The following is a 15,488-nucleotide window of genomic DNA, read 5'->3' on the forward strand; positions in this document are numbered from 1 at the left end:
TTTTTTCTCAAAGATTGTTGCTATTTAAAGAGCAATTTTTACAAAAATAGCCTTCGCTAAAAATCTATCACGAAATAATACATTTCTTTAACAAGGTGATATAAATATACTATTAACAATAAATACCGGATATTTTTTACTGTAGACTTATACCTTTAGTATTGTTATTGTTAAAAAGTATTTTTTGAAAGGGGGTGCTCTTATGTACGATTCTTATGATTACGAGGATTTCGATCCGGACTTATTAGATCCAGAATTTTTCGATCCGGGCGTACTTGCTTTCTTGCTAGTTCTCTTGTTAATTGGCCTTGTAGTGAGTGCAATATACTATGTTATTGGTGCACTTATTTATTATAATGCATCTAAAACGAATGGTTTTAGCGATGTAGCTTATATTTCTTGGATTCCAATTGTAAACATTTATAGCTTTTTCTTGTTAACAGCTAAAGGTGAAGATGATCAGACAGTTCGCGCGGCAGCGAAAAGGAATGCTATCATTTATGCTGTATTAACGGCTGTTTCATTTATTCCGTATCTGCTCGTGGATATTATCGCTACTATCGCTATCATTGGCTTTATTTGTTATTTCACATATCGCCTATTCTATCGTTGGACTGGTGGAACTGGGAAAGCAGTGCTTTATACTATTTTAACAATCATTACGCTCGGGCTATTCTTTAATATTTACGGCTTAATGAAAATGAAGAAACCTTTCGTTGCATAATACATATGCGAGTACAAAAAAACGCTTTATAAGGTTAAAGAGATTTTGAACTTATTCTTAATAGATATTCTATTTCTCATTACTTTCAAATCGACTCCTTTTATCAAACCGATAAAGGGAGTTTTTTATGCTTTACTTACTCTAATCGTTTCAACCACTTCAGGGTGTGGCAGCAGGTAAAAAATCTCTTAGAATCTTTGGATAATAATAGTTGAAATCTTTTTCAATATAAGGAGTAAGCATGTCCTATAATGCTCGTTAAAGAATCCTGGGCGGGTTCAGCAGATGAAGCTGTTGTTGTTTGAAAAGAAGTAACAAGTACAACTAAAAAGAGGAACATCTTTTTCATTTTCTTCTATACGCCTCTTAAATCTGCCTTTTTGGTTTAAAAGCAACGATCTTTGAGAAAACAGTAAAAAATAAAAGGAGCTATACTATGAATTTTTATTTATTAAGGGAAAAATCGGACACAAATGTACTCTTCAAGAATACTGAAGAAGATTATAATAGCAAGAAATGTGATAAATGTGGTGGGGTGCGATCACCTATAAAAAACCCTTTAAAAGTCCAATTACGAGATGATAAAACTAGTGACTTTTATAAACTGTTGGGAAGTAATATTATTGGAAGTGGAATTCAAGATATTCTAATAAGACATCATTTTAAAGGGTTCAAATTATCCCCTATAGAAATTGAAGTTAAAAATGAGGAGCGATTATTAGATAAGGAATTATTTAAGATAGCCCGCATTGAAGCTACAGGTAAAGGTGGTTTTCTCCAAGATCATTTAGGAAATAAAATACCGCATTGTGAGACTTGTGGAGCATTTTTAAACATTTTACGTATCTCTGAAGGGTTAAGCGTAGATGAAAAAGAGTGGGATGGTAGTGATATTTTCTACTTTAATAACTGGTACGGTAATTTAATTATTACTGAAGCTGTTTACAATGTTTTAAATGAATCCAACACTCAAAACGTTAGTTTTATTAATTTAAGGGAATTTAGTAATGATTATAGAAAGAGTTTGAAATGAAGAGATTAATTTTTATAGTAAGCCCGTTAGTATTAATTGGTCGATTATAGTGGTATCTAAAGTGAATGCAGGAGAAAAATTATATATTCGATTTAAATAGCAAACATAAAAACAGAGTTGAAACTAAAAGACAGATTTAATCTACCTATGTGTAGGATAAAATCTGTCTTTTCGGTTTGATAGTTCGTGAATCGAAAATTTAACGAAAGCTCCGGTTAGTTGAAGATTAAACGTTTTTTAAAATACTTTACTTACTTCGATGTAAAATAACTATTTTCCTCGTGGCCAAATGAAATATGAAATAGATATGATAAAATCAATTCCCAGTACTAAAGACCATACTTTTAGTGTTTCAAAAAGATTAAAGATATGGTCCGCAACATTTACTAGGTATAGCACTATGAATAAAAATCCTGCTCCGATGATATATACAAATAAATGTTGAAAAGACTCTTTCAAAGAATGACGAGCTAATGCGAAACCAGTCTTTTTTTCAGATTTTGTCCCCTCTTTTTTTATGTAGTATAAGAACATATCATCAGCCCCAGGAATGATACTCATTCCAGAAACAATCGGCACACCTAATAAGATAGCAGCAACTGAGTGAGCCATAGTAAAATTTCCACCCTTTAATAGATCTATAGCAGTTACGATTAACAGAAACACTGCAATCGCGGATATTAGAAGTAAAAAGAACAATCTTATTTTTTTAGAATTATATATATAATGTAAAGTTAGACCGAGTATTATAACAATCAAATAGATAGCAGCAACTGCGTGAGCCATAGTTAAATTTCCACCCTTTAATAGATCCGTAGCAGTTACGATTAACAGAAACAAATCAATCACAGGTATTAGAAGTAAAAAGAACAATCCCATTTTTTTATAGTTATATATAACGTAAAGTTAGACCGAGTATTATAGCAATCCAGAAACCAATTTCTGCTGCAATAGTTGACCAAGTAATCAAATTCATTTAACCACCCCAACACTTTTACTTACAAAAAATCTAAAAAAGCATCTGATAAATGGTGCTCTTTGCCTTTTCTTAATGCTTCAAATGAATGATACATATCATACATGACGAATAGGTATCATTCCTTTTCCTTGTTTCACAATCGTGCACGATAGCGGAAGAAGGGCATTACCGTTGATGATTGATTTTTCTTCTCTACTTTTAATGGATTAACAATGGAAGGTACTAATGTATTTAATAATGGGCACTGATAATGAGAGTGGGTTTTCCTGTAAAATTGCAATATAGTTTGTGCACGTGATAAGGATAGCTTCCACATTACATTGAGCAATCCATTCTATTTGCTCATGAACTTTAATTTGGGCATCTGATCCTTGGAAATTTTCATCTGCTGTCACTCGATACATGAATGCTGGATCAACAAAATGGATTAATTTAAGGTTATTTAGGGAAAATCCATTTTCTGTATTTCGTATAATGGGCGTGTAAGCATCCTATTTTTTTCTCATTTTCCATTCCATCTCTACTATATTACTTAAGCTACTAACAGTAGACCAATTAGACCAACCCCAAAACCATAACGATCAAAGCAATTATCTTGCCGAATCGACCAATACTCACTTTAAACAGTATGTATGCACCAATCATGACTGTAATCCAAAAAAGTAAAGGCAAGGTTAAAATCTATTAATTGCCCTGTAAAATATTTGTATATAAAACTAAATTGCTAGAAAAAAGATAAAGCTAAAAGTACATACCATACTTACTCATTTGTAACCTCCTTTTTAAACAAACGATATTTATCGCCTATTGTATGACACTAATAGATTCAGTACTTTTCCCCAATCTTGAACCCAAGTAAAGCATAGGTGAAGAGCCTATTGTTTATTCACATTTTTTAATCAAAAAAAGGATGGACCAAATGTATGCTCCATCACTCTCTCTTTCTCAAAGTCTCATTTTATAAACCAAGTGCTCGATATACGAGCGCTGTAAATTGGGCGCGTGTTAAGCTTTCATTTGGTCTAAAATTACCGTTTTCATCACCTAGTGCAATATCGTGGTCTGCTAGAGCGGCAATATATCCACTTGCCCAGTGTGATGAATCGACATCCTTGAACTTACTCTTACCTTCTGGCGTTAAGCCAAATGCAAGGACCATTATTTTCGCCATTTGCGCACGTGTAATATAGGCATTTGGACGGAATGCTCCGTTATCACCATCCACGATACCCGCACGTTGCAGGCGTGTAATTTGTTCATAATAGACATGGCTTTTCGGTACATCCGAAAATGCTACAGCACCTCGTATTGGTGTTGGTTGTAAAGCACGGTCCATCATCAGTACCACATGTTGACGTTGGATCTTATCATTTGGTCGGAAAGTGCCATCTGGATAGCCTTTAATAATGCAGCGATTCGCTACTTCTTGAATCATATCTTGTGCCCAGTTACGATCAATATCCTTGAAAGTAATGTCACAGCTAGTACTCTCCTGCATCCAACGAGCATATAACGTGACGTCTTCTGTGACTACATCTTTTGCAAAGTCCCATGCTTTTGTGAATTCTTTATTTGTATACCAGCCGATCAATATATGGCCTTTCTTCGTTGGTTTGGCAGGAGCATTCACTAAAGCTTTATCTGCCACTGTTTGCGAAGGAACTTCACTACCTCCATTTGCATCAAACGTCACTGTATAACTACCTTCTGACACATGATCCTTTGTCCATTTCGCATATAATGTTAGGTCTGCCGTTACTCTATCTTGCGCAAATTCCCATACATTTTTAAGCTCTGCATCCTTATACCAGCCGTCGAATGTATAGCCCTCTTTTACTGGCGTAGTTGGGACTTTCACAAGGTCGTTATAACGAACCGTTTGTGATGGCACTTCACTTCCACTATTGGCGTCAAAAGTGACTTTATAGTTAGATGAACCTCCGCCAGTTCCTCCTCCTGATGTGTTATTGATCCATTTCGCATACAACGTCACATTTTTTGTCACAACGTCATTTGCGAAATCCCATGGTACAGTCAGTTCTTTATCTTTATACCAGCCATCGAATGTATACCCTTCCTTATGAGGAGCAACTAGTACTTCCACTAGTTTGTTATCTCCCACTGTTTGAGATGCAACTTCTCCCCCGCCATTCGTATCAAACGTAACGATATAGCTATTGCTTTCTTTCGACCATTTAGCGTATAGCGTGAGATCATTTTTCACTTTATCTTGATCGAAATTCCATGCTGCTGTCAGCCCTTTATCTTTATACCAACCTGCAAATATGTACCCTGCTTTTTCTGGAGTGGCAGGCGCTTTTACTAATTCGTCATATTCCACTGTTTGTGGTGTAATATCGTTCCCGCCATTAGCCTCAAACGTAACGGTATAGCTTTCTTTCGACCATTTGGTGAATAGCGTGGTTTTCCCTTTCACTATATCTTGATTGAAATTCCATTCTTTTGTCAGCTCTTTATCTTTATACCAACCTGCAAATGTGTACCCTGCTTTTTCTGGAGTGGCAGGCGCTTTTACTAATTCGTCATATTCCACTGTTTGTGGTGTAACATCGTCCCCGCCATTAGCCTCAAACGTAACGGTATAGCTTTCTTTCGACCATTTGGCGTATAGCGTGAGATCCTTTCTCACTTTATCTTGGTCAAAATTCCATACTTTTGTCAGCTCTTCATCTTTATACCAACCTGTAAAAGTGTACCCTTCTTTTACTGGTGTGGTAGGCGCTTTTACTAATTTATCAAATACTACTGATTTTAATGAATCTATGCTCCCTCCATTAGTATCAAAATTGACAGTCAAAGGACTCCACCCTGCATAAATAGTCCTTGGTTTGTTAACGGAGTCACCCCACAATATCTTCCGCTCTTCATCAGCATACCATCCCATAAAGGACTTCCCATTCTTACTTTGATTAGTAAAAGCACTTTTCCATCTGGAACCATCCATTCCTTGAAAGGTTACAAAATCTAATGAATTACCCGCAAATGCATCAATTCCTATCCATGTCACATCTGATGGGATTTCTACACTTGTTAGTTGATTATTCTTAAATGCATTTATTCCTATCCTTGTCACATTTGATGGGATTTTTACACTTGTTAGTTGATTATCCTGAAATGCACCTTCTCCTATCATTGTCACACTTGATGGAATTTTTACACTTGTTAGTGGTTTATACGCAAATGCATTCGAGCCAATCTCCACAACTGTTTTACCATTGATTTCACCAGGAATAACAATATCTGTCCCACCTCCTGTATATCCTGTTATGACAACACCATTTGTCACATCCCTAGTTGTATAAACTGCTCCGTCGCTGCTTGCATAAACAAGCAGATTACTTAATGTTAATTGGGAGACTATCAAAATTATGACCATGATTATTCTTAGTTTTTTCATGTTAGTAGATTCCTTCTCTTTAATACTTTTAATCTAGGCATCCGCTATTACAGTAAAAGAAAACGCAGCTGTGCAACAAAGAAAGCTAATAAAGTGACCATTGATCACCAATCACCTCCCAAAACAAATATTCTGATAAGCTTCATTACAGCTCCAAATATAATTCCACTTTATATCTTAGTTTCCAAAATTATAGCATGGCGTGCATTTCTAAAATCACTTAATTCATCTTTTTCTTGCTTTCGGACATATTCTGAAAACTCCTAAATCTTTAGTTTAGGATTTTAGCAATAACGCTGTTAAAAGATGTACTAGACAAGGAGAGATTTAAGAGGGTCATATAGAGTTTGAAGGGGCAAAGTAAGCTTTAATAAGGAAGCCACTTGGGCATAGTGATTAAGCGTATGAGGTTTTTATAAAAATGTTTGATCCATTGATGTAACGCTTGAACATGTTTTTTGTTCATGGATTTCATTTTCGTAGCCATACCTAACAAAACATGAAAATCACTGTTCCACATTAAACGTTTGCACAACCATGTATTCTGAAAATTATGTTAAAATAAAATGAGTATTAGAAGGAGGTACTACATATGGCTATTGAAAAAGTACGTACACATTTAGCGCAATGGAATGTGGAGCACAGAATACAGGAGTTAAACGAAAGCTCAGCGACCGTTGAACTTGCAGCACAGGCACTCGGGTGCGAGCCTGAGCGCATTGCGAAATCCTTATCATTTCTAGTGAACGATGGCGCGATATTAATTGTCGCTGCTGGCGATGCCAAAGTCGACAATGCCAAATTTAAAGCTGCCTTTGGTACAAAGGCAAAGATGCTTGGGAAAGATGAGGTACTTGAAAAGATTGGACATGAGGTTGGAGGTGTTTGTCCTTTTGGTGTGAATGAGGGCGTTGCTATTTATTTGGATGAATCGCTTAAACGCTTCACAACGGTATTCCCTGCATGTGGTAGCAGCAACTCCGCCATTGAGCTGACGATTTCTGAACTAGAAACCTATACTCCCTATCAAGAATGGGTGGACGTCTGCAAAGGCTGGAACGAGTAACAGGGCATAAAAAACGGCGAAACTTTTTAAAAAGTCTCGCCGTTTTTTAGGTCTCTTCCCGATAGCCAACAGCTAACCAGTGCGAATCCCATTCTGTAATTTGATTTCCCACTCTACAAGATAAGCCACAGGCCCGATGATCAGCGATAAATGAGCCGATTAACCATTTCTTTGTTCGCCATCCATCCTTTAGCTTGATCGTAATAGAAGGCATTTCCACATACTGCTGATAAATAAACAAATTATCATCATAATGGGTATACGCAGAGGCGTTTGTTTTCGTACCATCCCCTGCATAAATTTCTACAGTATTCCCTTCCCGTGAATAGACTGGTTTCTTGACGAACGGCAAGTTTTCCTGCACAAATGGTTCTGCCGAAAGGTATGTTGGCAACATATACTTTTCAATAGCGGCTCGTTCTTCTGCAGTAAAAAGAAGTGGATCGTCTTTTCGTTCCCAAATCAGCCATAATAAAATTTTCGATTGCAATACGTAGGCGGCGGGTGCGTTGATAATCGCAAGCTGTCCATCTTTTACAAGTTCCAGTAATTGTAGACCAATACGATCACCATCGGGAGATACATCATCTATTAAAAACTCTACTGGGTGTGCAGGACGATACAACACATCAATCTTCTCCATGGCAGGCGTATAAAGGCCTCGGGCTATATTCGCAGTGTTACTTGAGAAAATGATTAGCTCTTGTATAGGAACATATTCCACATCAAAAGGTATACATTTCTTTAAAAACTGTACCTGACAATATTCCTCATAATCTTCTACAGCCGTTTTCCCCGTAATGACGATTTTAGGTTTTTTCACATCATTTACATAATGCATAGCCGCAAAGAGTGCTCCAGACAACGTTTTATGTAAAGCCGAAACATCATTCGGACTGGTATATCCAAAATGCTGACAAAGCGCTTCATTGATCTCAAAGGTTTCTTGGACAAGAAATGGTGTTTCACCATTTAATTCAAGACATTTTATGTGTCCGTCCTCTGTACAAATAAAATCGAAGCGCGCCAGTACCGATTGTTGCTGTAAATAATCTAATTGGATATATGGCAGCATTTCAGAACGAATGCCTAGTGCTAAAAGTTGTTCATCCGATAAATGCTTAAATTGTTTCCCAACCTTCAAAAATATTTTCCAAAGTATAGTAGATGCATAGTTAATTTCATCGATTTTCTCTTTGGGTAAATCCATTACATCGTATAAGGCGTACTCAAGGTCCTCAAAGTCAGGGAAGAAATGAGGAAATTGCGCATAAAATGCTTGGCGGTGTTGAAAATGATTGTCCATATTGATGTCTCCTTTTAAGAAGATGAAGAGCCCCCTCGAGAGGCACCACCTGAGCCAAAGCCTGATTTCCCTGAGCTGGATGATGAGTGATTTGAATAAGAATTTTGACTCGAAGATGAACCTGAACTATTTGAGTATGAACGCTTGCCACTCGAATAAGAGTTGGAACCGCTTGTAGTTGAATTTGAGCTATTTGTTGTTGTGTTATTCGAGCTACTCGAAGTTGTACCCGACGGATTTTGAGAGCCGTTCGTCGTGATGCCATTTGTATTTTTACTGTCGCTCGTATTGCTATGATTACGTGGAACTGCTGAACCAGAACCACCACTTCTATCCTCTCGTTCTGTACCATTTCTTAAATTGCGACTTTTATAAATGGCACTTCCGAGCAATGCCCCGGTAGTTGCGTACATCAGTCCATTAAAGAAATGCTGTGCATAATGAGGTGAATTCTCATCTAAACATTCGAACGAGCCATCATCACTTTCCTTCCATTCATCACATGCATTTGCCATATCACTGTCATAGACACTTTGTAAATCATTCTCTGCTGCTGTCGTATTATTTTCTTCCGTTACATTATTTGTAGGATCAGTAGTAGAAGAAGACTCCTCAACCGTTTCTGTATTCCCACACGCGGCTAATTGCATAGCCATAAATGAAGCTGTTGTGACTGCTATGTATTTTTTTATTTGTTTGGCCATCTCATATCGCTCCTTTATATCGTTACCTCTTTTACGGATATTTCCTTCTTTAGGTTTCACTTTTTACAATTACTTACTCTACAAGATAAGCCACACGCACGATGATCAGCAATAAATGAGCTGATTAACCATTTCTTTTAGTTTACCATCCATTATCTTCAGTCTTAAAAAATATTTTGAAGCTTTGGAATATTAGTAAGCATAGTCTTTGACTTTGAAAATTTATGTAATATAATTATCTTGAGTTCGAGATATATTGTATAGAGATATTTAATTGAACGTTCATTTGTACTGTGTACTATTTTAACAGGAATGACTGAGTAAATTTAATAGCATCATACAAGATAGATTGAAATCACAACTTGAATAGGAATTACTAGGAGGAACAAAAGTTATGGCAATTGAATTTTACTCTGCTTTAAAAGAAAGACGCTCTTACTATGGCATTAATAAAGATGTACAAGTATCTGACGAGCGAATTAAAGAAATTGTTGAATTTGCTGTTCAACATACACCTTCAGCTTTCAACTCTCAAACTGCTCGTTTAGTTGTATTAACAGGTGCAGCTCATGATAAATTATGGAATATTACAACTGACATTTTACGTAATGTCGTTGGAGAAGGAGATTTCACAGCAACTCAACAAAAAATGGATTCATTTAAATCAGGATACGGAACAGTATTATTCTTCGAAGACGAATCAATCGTTAAATCTCTTCAAGAGCAATTCCCTTCTTATGCTGAAAACTTCCCAATCTGGTCTAACCAAGCATCAGGAATGCATCAGTTAGTAGTATGGGCTGGTTTAGAGGCAGAAGGACTAGGAGCCTCTTTACAACACTATAATCCGTTAATTGATGACGAAGTGAAAAAAGAATGGAATATCTCCAAAGACTGGAAATTGATTGCACAAATGCCGTTTGGTAATCCAATCGCACAACCAGGTGAAAAAGAGTTCCAACCACTTGAAGGCCGTGTAAAGTTTTATAAATAATAATTTCAGTAGTAGAAAGAAACCCTTATTCAGTATGATTAAGAAGTTTAAAAGTTTCGTAATACAACAGACTCGTAGAAGATTTTTTCATTAGGAGATGCAATATAAATGAAAGCATTAAGATGGCATAACACTAAAGATTTACGATTAGAAAATATTGAAGAGCCTACAGCAAATAAAGGCGAAGTAAAACTTAAAATTGAATGGTGCGGTATTTGTGGTAGTGATTTACACGAATATACAGCAGGTCCTATTTTTATACCTGCTGATCAACCACATCCTTTAACTGGCGATAAAGCACCGATTATTATGGGACATGAATTCTCAGGACAAGTTGTGGAAATTGGCGAAGGTGTAACGAAAGTACAAGTTGGCGATCGTGTTACAGTAGAGCCAATCTATAATTGCGGTGAATGTGAACCTTGTAAACAAGGGTTATACAATCTTTGCGAAAAAATGGGCTTCTATGGTCTTGCCGGAGGCGGCGGTGGTTTCTCTGAATTCACTTCTGTTCCAGAGCACATGCTACACAAATTACCAGAAGGTGTTTCATATGAACAAGGAGCACTTGTTGAACCATCTGCTGTAGCACTTCACGCAGTAAAACAAAGTAAATTAAAAGTAGGCGATAAAGCGGCTGTATTTGGTACAGGTCCAATCGGTCTACTAGTAATTGAAGCATTAAAAGCCGCTGGTGCATCAGAAATCTATGCTGTAGAATTATCTGAACAACGTAGAGAAAAAGCGTCAGAATTTGGTGCAATTGCAATCGATCCCGCTACTAGTGATGCGGTAGAACAAATCCAAAAACTTACAAATGGTGGCGTAGATGTTGCATTTGAAGTTACTGGTGTTCCGCCAGTATTAAAACAAGCAATCCATTCTACAAAATTCAACGGAGAAACTATGGTTGTTAGTATCTTCGAAAAAGAAGCACCCATTCACCCACAAGATCTTGTGTTAAGAGAGCGTAATCTTACTGGTATTATTGGATACCGTGATGTTTTCCCAGCTGTTATTAATTTAATGGCTCAAGGATACTTCGCTGCTGATAAATTAGTAACGAAACGTATTAAACTTGATGAAGTAATAGAAGAAGGTTTCGAAGGACTATTAAAAGAAAGAAATCATATTAAAATTTTGGTAAAAGCTGAATAGTTAATTGCCATTTAAAGATTTTCTACTATAAGGGCATGTTTTGATTTTTTCAAAACACGCCCTTTTTATTTGTGCTAGGTATGCGCAGTTATCTGCCATATGTAAAGCCTTCTTTGGCTATCCACCATTCAAAAACCTGCTAAACAGATATTTATCGCTAAGATTTTAAGCTCTCAGTCAATGAATGATTTTTTGTATGAAAATAGCCTGAACAATACAAACTGATAATACTAAACCCATCAATTAGGAAAAAATGAAGGGAGTATTCATAAATGCCATTTGTCACCGTATTTGGAGGAAAAACATTTGAAGTAGAAGAAGGAAAAAAATTAGTGTTAGCACTTGAAGATAATGGAATAGAAATATTTCATCAATGTGGCGGAAAAGCAAAATGTACTACTTGTAGAGTGGAAGTCTTAGCTGGCGAATACAAAGATATTTCGAAAATAGAACAAAACGCCTTCGCTATTAAAAATCTTGATGAGAATTTATACGAAGACTGCTTGCGCTTATCTTGTCAAATTCGTGTCAATGGGGATATTACCGTCAAGCCAATTTTAACTTCTGAAAATACACAGGGTGATAGAGGCCCAAGACCTGCAGATTAACCATATTTAGATAAAAAAAGCGGTGTTATCTGGTTATTGCAATCTTTCCTCTTGAATAAATAAAGGCATTGGAAAGGGTTTAAATGCCCATTTTCCAATGCCAGTTTTATTTATGCTATTTTTTGCATCTTACCCACGGCCAGCTTGGAAAGATGGATATAAAATCATTCCACCATCAGCAAATAGCGTGATCCCTGACTAGCTTGGGATATAAAATAATTTTGTACTTCTGATTCTTGAAATCGAAAGAAAATTAAATTGAATGCCAAAGATACTACTTTATCTACAGTTTTTTATGCATGAAAAAACCAGTTCCACTTGGTACTGGCTTAGAAGATATCGTATATATACATTACTTAAAAAATTTCATTCGCTCTTCAAGTGGTTGGAATTCTTTTTCACCTGGTGATGCCGTCGGATTGCCAAAGGGCATTTGCGCAATAAGTTTCCAATTACTAGGAATATTCCATTCTTTTTTCACTTCATCATCAATTAGTGGATTATAATGCTGTAAAGAAGCTCCTAATCCCTCTGCTTCCAATCCTGCCCACACAACTAATTGGTGCATACCTGATGCTTGATTTGACCAAATTGGAAAGTTCTCAGCATATGCAGCAAATTGCTCTTGAAGCGATTTAACTACAGCTTCATCTTCTAAAAATAATACTGTGCCATAGCCTGCCTTAAAGGAATCCATTTTTTGTTGAGTTCCAGAAAAATCACTATCTCCAACTACTTTTCTTAATGTTTCAGTTGTGATGTCCCATAATTTATTATGTGCCTCACCTAATAATACAACAATACGTGCAGTTTGAGAGTTGAATGCTGACGGAGTATATTTCACAGCAAATTCTACAATTTCTTTAATTTTTTCATCTGATATTTTAACCTCTTTATTAATTCCGTAGTAAGTACGTCTTTCTTTAAGTGTAGTGTAGAAATCTTTAGTCATAATTTTTTCCTCCCAATTTACTGGATTGTTTTACTCACATTGCATCTTTGCTCTGTTTAGTGTTCAAAAAATATGATATCCAAAAAAATCTTAGAGTATACAAATAGTGAATTGAAAATAAAATTCAATAATTTTTACATATGATCCTAGCACAAAAAACTCCCTGGTAGATTGACATCAATCACCAGGGAGTCTCTATTATTTATTCGGCACTGCTTTTCTTCCATAAGTCATAAAGCGCCATACCTTTTCAAATGGCCCCATTTGAAAGAATCGGAACCAGATGACACTAAAGATAATTTGAATGGTAAAAGTTAAGCTAGCAATGATCACTACATGAGAAGGTGAAACAACTTCAAGCCCCATGAACGACATAAGAGCTAGACCAATAAAGCTTTGTGCTAAATAGTTTGTAAAGGCCATCTGACCCACTCGCCCAATTGGTTGAAGAAGCTTCGCAATTTTCTTATTCTCTAACATCACAAATAGACAAGCTAGATATAAATAAGTTGTCGGAATGACCCCTAAACTAATAACGGAATTTAGATTTTGATATTCACCTTGAGATGCAAACCAAATCCAAATTGAAATACCAACAAAAAGTGGAAACGTCACAAATTGTAGCCACTTTATTTGTTTTGAATAGTTACTTACATGACTAATCCAATCAGCTTTTGCTGCTAAAAAACCAGATAAAAACATGATAAAAATAGTCACTGCATCATTTCCTAATAGACCAAAAACCGTTGAAAAGGCTCCTTGATTTGGCATAAATAGTTGTCCAAGAATAGCAAGGACATGAACGGTAATGATACCAACTAGCCATTTACTAATTGTTGAAATCTTTGCATGATAAAAAGGTATCAGTAAAAAACCGATTACTGCATAAATAGCAAGGATGGATCCCCAGAAAATAAAAATATGAACAATGCCAATGAGCAATAAAGCTAGTAAACGTCTTGCAAATCGCCATCTTGGCTTATCACCACGCGCTTCTGCACGTGAAGCAAAAATATAAAAACCTACCCCAAAGAGGAATGAAAAAATTGAAAAGAATTTCTTCTCGATAAAAATATCAATAAGCGTATCAATAATACCATTAATTCCACTATAGTCAGGCATCGGTCCGCCTTCTACTATTACCTGGTAGGCCGCTACATTTATAAACAAAATGCCAAATAACGCTAGCCCTCGAATAATATCTAAGGAAACAATTCTTTCTTTTTGAGTAACAGATGGATTCATTCTTAAAACTCCTTATCTTTCATACTTTACTATGGCTATCATAGCTTCCCATCCTTACAGAAATTTTTTTAAAAGCTTACAGTAACCTTACATTTATAGATTTCATCATCTTTTTTCACTTCATTAGTTTTTAATCCCCTTCTGCATGCAAAAATTTCATATTTTATAGTAACCATTATTTCTTATAAAAAAGGAGAATAGACAATGTACAGACACCGCAAATTTGGTTTTTGCTACCCTGGTTATAAATACTGTGGACCAGGATGTTCAGGACCAGGTAGACCCATTAATGCTGTAGACTCATGCTGCAAATTACACGACGAATGTTATGCTCGATATGGTAGATCGAGATATTGTGATGAAATGTTCCAAAATTGCTTACGGCCCCAAATGAATGCAAATCATAAAATGGCTAGAGATGCCCGATTATTTTACAATATCTTCGAAATGCGCAATGGGTTCTTTTAAGCCGTAAAAATAGCTCACAATATTCTTTTTTGACTGTTTTCGTATAGATTGTTGCTCTTAACAAAAGGCAGATTTATTCTACACGTTTTGTAGAATAAATCTGCCTTTTGTTTGGATTTTAGTGAAATAGAAAATTTAAAACTAAAGCACCCCGTTATTAAAGTATCTAATTAAAAATCTTTATTCCATTCATCATCTAAAATGACACCTTTTTCATCGATATAATTCATAGCAATTGAACCGTGTTGTAATTTATCTTCGCTGTTTAGAAATGCTATGAATTCATTTAGGATTTTTTCGTCATCTTCACTCTTTTTACGGGTTACAGTAATACGAATAATCGGTGCAACATCAAACTCTTTATAACTTTTAGGATTAAGAGGGTCGATACCTAATTCTTGCCCGATAGTATCATTGGTAAAGAAAACGAAGAAATCAGATGTTTCTCCAAAATTCTCTTTTATAAAAGGACGGATTTCACTTTTTAAGTCATTTGCCCATTTATCCGCAATGTAAGTGTCCACCATTTGTTTTGTTTCATCATCATCATAATAAACTAAAAACTCAGTATTCGTTTTCTTATCTCTGACCTTAGCAGCATATTCAAATTCAAAGTTCCCCATATTATCATACAGAGTGTCATATATCTCGAAGTTATCATTAAAATTTTCTTCTAAATATTGTTCAGCTTGATTTCTTATTTCTTCTTCTTTATCTTTATCAGGTTTCATTTCTAATATAAAGGCCACTACAAGTATTCCAATTCCTACTAATACGACACCTAAAATGCCAAGTGAGATTTTAAGATATTTATTCAAAACAGCTCCTCCCTC

Annotated in this window: 14 protein-coding genes and 1 pseudogene; 7 read left to right on the forward strand and 8 right to left on the reverse strand. The window is 35.8% G+C overall.

Going from position 1 to position 15,488, the window contains the following annotated elements; translation table 11 throughout:
- Positions 1 to 202: 202 nt before the first annotated feature.
- On the forward strand, positions 203 to 724 hold the full coding sequence (locus MWJ95_RS19725; protein WP_249107054.1) for a hypothetical protein: 522 nt from the start codon (positions 203 to 205) through the stop codon (positions 722 to 724).
- Positions 725 to 1,160: 436 nt separating this feature from the next.
- Positions 1,161 to 1,757 carry a hypothetical protein gene (locus tag MWJ95_RS19730; RefSeq protein WP_249107055.1) on the forward strand — a complete coding sequence of 199 codons (597 nt, stop codon included), beginning with the start codon at positions 1,161 to 1,163 and terminating at the stop codon, positions 1,755 to 1,757.
- Positions 1,758 to 2,027: 270 nt separating this feature from the next.
- Here MWJ95_RS19730 and MWJ95_RS19735 read toward each other — a convergent pair whose 3' ends face one another.
- The 3 genes and pseudogenes from MWJ95_RS19735 to MWJ95_RS19745 all read right to left on the reverse strand — a co-directional run bounded on the left by MWJ95_RS19735 (position 2,028) and on the right by MWJ95_RS19745 (position 6,154).
- The gene (locus tag MWJ95_RS19735; RefSeq protein WP_249107122.1) at positions 2,028 to 2,543 is read right to left on the reverse strand and encodes a hypothetical protein; all 516 of its coding nucleotides are present in this window, start codon (positions 2,541 to 2,543) and stop codon (positions 2,028 to 2,030) included.
- Positions 2,544 to 2,951: 408 nt separating this feature from the next.
- Positions 2,952 to 3,249 (reverse strand): annotated as a pseudogene (locus MWJ95_RS19740) (hypothetical protein); the annotation flags it as partial.
- Between the two features lie 445 nt (positions 3,250 to 3,694).
- Complete coding sequence (locus tag MWJ95_RS19745; protein WP_249107056.1) at positions 3,695 to 6,154, reverse strand: InlB B-repeat-containing protein; 2,460 nt, start codon at positions 6,152 to 6,154, stop codon at positions 3,695 to 3,697.
- A gap of 592 nt (positions 6,155 to 6,746) precedes the next feature.
- Between MWJ95_RS19745 and MWJ95_RS19750 the strand changes: the two genes are divergently transcribed.
- Positions 6,747 to 7,220, forward strand: a complete 474-nt coding sequence (locus MWJ95_RS19750; protein WP_249074411.1) for a YbaK/EbsC family protein — start codon at positions 6,747 to 6,749, stop codon at positions 7,218 to 7,220.
- Positions 7,221 to 7,266: 46 nt separating this feature from the next.
- Here the strand turns inward: MWJ95_RS19750 and MWJ95_RS19755 are convergent, their stop codons facing one another.
- Positions 7,267 to 8,526 carry a glutathionylspermidine synthase family protein gene (locus MWJ95_RS19755; protein ID WP_249107057.1) on the reverse strand — a complete coding sequence of 420 codons (1,260 nt, stop codon included), beginning with the start codon at positions 8,524 to 8,526 and terminating at the stop codon, positions 7,267 to 7,269.
- A gap of 14 nt (positions 8,527 to 8,540) precedes the next feature.
- Positions 8,541 to 9,230 carry a hypothetical protein gene (locus MWJ95_RS19760; protein WP_249074413.1) on the reverse strand — a complete coding sequence of 230 codons (690 nt, stop codon included), beginning with the start codon at positions 9,228 to 9,230 and terminating at the stop codon, positions 8,541 to 8,543.
- Positions 9,231 to 9,624: 394 nt separating this feature from the next.
- On the opposite strand from MWJ95_RS19760, the gene MWJ95_RS19765 reads away from it, so the two are divergent.
- The 3 genes from MWJ95_RS19765 (at position 9,625) to MWJ95_RS19775 (ending at position 11,990) form a co-directional block, all read left to right on the forward strand.
- Positions 9,625 to 10,224, forward strand: a complete 600-nt coding sequence (locus MWJ95_RS19765; protein WP_249074414.1) for a nitroreductase family protein — start codon at positions 9,625 to 9,627, stop codon at positions 10,222 to 10,224.
- Positions 10,225 to 10,332: 108 nt separating this feature from the next.
- On the forward strand, positions 10,333 to 11,382 hold the full coding sequence (locus MWJ95_RS19770; protein WP_249074415.1) for a 2,3-butanediol dehydrogenase: 1,050 nt from the start codon (positions 10,333 to 10,335) through the stop codon (positions 11,380 to 11,382).
- 272 nt (positions 11,383 to 11,654) lie between these two features.
- The gene (locus MWJ95_RS19775; RefSeq protein WP_249074416.1) at positions 11,655 to 11,990 is read left to right on the forward strand and encodes a 2Fe-2S iron-sulfur cluster-binding protein; all 336 of its coding nucleotides are present in this window, start codon (positions 11,655 to 11,657) and stop codon (positions 11,988 to 11,990) included.
- Between the two features lie 352 nt (positions 11,991 to 12,342).
- On the opposite strand, the gene MWJ95_RS19780 is transcribed toward MWJ95_RS19775, so the two are convergent.
- A complete protein-coding gene (locus MWJ95_RS19780) occupies positions 12,343 to 12,942 on the reverse strand; it encodes a nitroreductase family protein (protein ID WP_249074417.1) in 600 nt (199 codons plus the stop codon).
- 198 nt (positions 12,943 to 13,140) lie between these two features.
- The gene (locus tag MWJ95_RS19785) at positions 13,141 to 14,187 is read right to left on the reverse strand and encodes a DUF418 domain-containing protein (RefSeq protein ID WP_249074418.1); all 1,047 of its coding nucleotides are present in this window, start codon (positions 14,185 to 14,187) and stop codon (positions 13,141 to 13,143) included.
- A 204-nt stretch (positions 14,188 to 14,391) separates the two neighbouring features.
- On the opposite strand from MWJ95_RS19785, the gene MWJ95_RS19790 reads away from it, so the two are divergent.
- Positions 14,392 to 14,655, forward strand: coding sequence for a Parvovirus coat protein VP1-like protein (locus tag MWJ95_RS19790; protein WP_249074419.1), 264 nt, complete (start codon positions 14,392 to 14,394; stop codon positions 14,653 to 14,655).
- Between the two features lie 170 nt (positions 14,656 to 14,825).
- Here MWJ95_RS19790 and MWJ95_RS19795 read toward each other — a convergent pair whose 3' ends face one another.
- Positions 14,826 to 15,473, reverse strand: a complete 648-nt coding sequence (locus MWJ95_RS19795) for a hypothetical protein (RefSeq protein WP_249107058.1) — start codon at positions 15,471 to 15,473, stop codon at positions 14,826 to 14,828.
- Positions 15,474 to 15,488: the final 15 nt, after the last annotated feature.

Origin of the sequence: Lysinibacillus sp. Bpr_S20 (genome assembly GCF_023337835.1) — a bacterium.
Classification (GTDB): domain Bacteria; phylum Bacillota; class Bacilli; order Bacillales_A; family Planococcaceae; genus Lysinibacillus.